Raw genomic sequence first — 1,889 nt, forward strand, 5'->3', positions numbered from 1 at the left:
CCCCGCCCCGCGCCGTTCGCTATCCCCCGGGGCGCTAAAATTTTGGGCGCGTGGGTGGGGTTCAAAAAATCCGCCCCCCCCCCGCGGCCGCGCGGCCGCGACTTGCGTAACCTGCCGGTCGCCAAGGCGCCCGAACAGGCCGAAAAGAAGTCGCGCTTTGCAACGCGCATGATCAGCCGTCCCACCGACCCGAGCGGCGCGACCGACCGCATCACTGCACCGGGCGACGCCACCGCAGTCGATGTCGTCAGCAGCTATCGCCTGACCAAGAATATCGATGTCAGGGCCGGGGTTCGCTATCGCAGCGACGACCGCGTCGAGCCGCTGACCGATGCCCGCCGAGACAGCCAGGCGGTATATGTCGGAACCGCTTTCCGCTTTTAACGCGGTCGGCGTTTCGGCGCTGCTTTCTCCCAAGCTTCAATTGCCGCCCAGCCGGGTTTGATACCGCTCGCCCCACGGTTGAGTTGGCGCGCGCGCGCCGCCGTCATTCCGCCGAGTGCGACCGCTTGCGCTTGCGTCATTCGCGCCAGCCGCATCCACGCAGCCGGACCGAGCGCCTCAGCTCGTGGATGCGAGCGGGTCCGATAGAGCGGCGAAATGAAGGCGCCGTCAGCTTTGGCACGGCGCGCGCGGCGGGCTTCGCGCGCGTCATGCACGGGCATCGTGACGATCAGGCCGAGCCGGTGCGCCTGTGCGGCGCGGCGCGCGTCAGGCTGGCGGAGGTGAACCCCATCGGCGCCCCACCGTCGCGCCATGTCGGGCGTACCGGCGACTAAGATCGTCAGACCGCGTGCCCGCCCCACGCGCATCAGCCGCCGCAACAGGCGCCAGCGCGCGCCGCGGGCCAGACTGTCATGGCGCAAGACAATCCCGCTGCCCGGCGGCAGTAGTGCCGCCAGCCGAACGACCCCGATGATCAGCCGTTCGTCGCTGAACAGCCATTGCAGCGGCAGGGGGTGGCGTCGGACCATCGCCCTTCCTATAGGCGCGTCGCGGGCGCACGCAACGCGCCGGGATAGGAAGAGTGATGAGCGACGCGGCGGACAGACTGAGCGAAGTACGGACAAAGATCGCCGACTCGGCAACGCGCTCCCAGCGACGCGCCGACGACATCTGCCTGATCGCGGTGTCGAAAACACATGATGCGGCAGCAATCCGCCCGCTGATCGACGCAGGCCAGCGCCATTTCGGCGAGAACCGGGTGCAGGAAGCCGCCGCGAAATGGCCCGAACTGCGCGGCGAAGCGCCGAACGTAACGCTTCATCTGATCGGCCAGCTGCAATCGAACAAGGCCGACGAAGCCGTGGCGCTGTTCGACGCGATCCATTCGGTCGATCGCTCGTCACTCGTGCAGGCGCTGGCAAAGGCCAGCAAAAAGGCGGGCAAGCAGCCGCAGTTGTTCATCCAGGTCAATATCGGCGACGAGGAGCAAAAGGGCGGCTGCAAGGTCGCCGACCTTCCCGCGTTGCTGGCGGAATCGAAAGCGGCAGGTCTGAAAATTGAAGGCTTGATGGCCATCCCTCCGGCCGACATCGAACCCGCGCCCTTCTTCGCGCTGCTCGACGAACTGGCGGAGCGGAACGGCCTGCCGCTGCGCTCGATGGGGATGAGCGGCGATTTTGAAACCGCGGTGATGCTGGGCGCGACGCATGTACGCGTCGGGACGGCATTGTTCGGGGTGCGGGATGAGGCCAGTGGCTAATGACCAAACCAGCCGTCGCCCCCCGCGAAGGCGGGGGCCGCCAGCGGCTCTTTATTCTATCCCCGTGCAAATCGACAGGGGCCCCCGCCTTCGCGGGGGGCGACGGCTGGTTTGGTCATTAGCCACTGGCCTCATCCCGCACCCCGAACAAAGCCGTCCCGACGCGTACATGCGTCGCGCCCCA

Annotated in this window: 2 protein-coding genes and 1 pseudogene; 2 read left to right on the top strand and 1 reads right to left on the bottom strand. The window is 67.3% G+C overall.

Annotated features, from left to right (window positions below; translation table 11 throughout):
* Positions 1 to 384: pseudogene (locus K0M74_RS00005) on the top strand (hypothetical protein); the annotation flags it as partial.
* On the opposite strand, the gene K0M74_RS00010 reads toward K0M74_RS00005, so the two are convergent.
* Positions 381 to 974: a thiamine phosphate synthase gene (locus tag K0M74_RS00010; RefSeq protein ID WP_293966747.1), complete on the bottom strand. Its 594-nt coding sequence runs from the start codon at positions 972 to 974 to the stop codon at positions 381 to 383. The pseudogene K0M74_RS00005 and the gene K0M74_RS00010 sit on opposite strands and share 4 nt — an antisense overlap.
* Positions 975 to 1,030: 56 nt before the next feature.
* Here K0M74_RS00010 and K0M74_RS00015 point away from each other — a divergent pair, with 56 nt between their 5' ends.
* Positions 1,031 to 1,705, top strand: coding sequence for a YggS family pyridoxal phosphate-dependent enzyme (locus tag K0M74_RS00015; RefSeq protein WP_293966749.1), 675 nt, complete (start codon positions 1,031 to 1,033; stop codon positions 1,703 to 1,705).
* Positions 1,706 to 1,889 lie beyond the last annotated feature (184 nt).

This window comes from Sphingopyxis sp. (genome assembly GCF_019459305.1).
Classification (GTDB): Bacteria; Pseudomonadota; Alphaproteobacteria; order Sphingomonadales; family Sphingomonadaceae; genus Sphingopyxis.

What these genes read in the sequence shown, in the direction of transcription:
- K0M74_RS00010 (WP_293966747.1), bottom strand. Translation starts at nt 974, where the DNA reads ATGGTCCGACGCCACCCCCTGCCGCTGCAATGGCTGTTCAGCGACGAA.
- K0M74_RS00015 (WP_293966749.1), top strand. Translation starts at nt 1,031, where the DNA reads ATGAGCGACGCGGCGGACAGACTGAGCGAAGTACGGACAAAGATCGCC.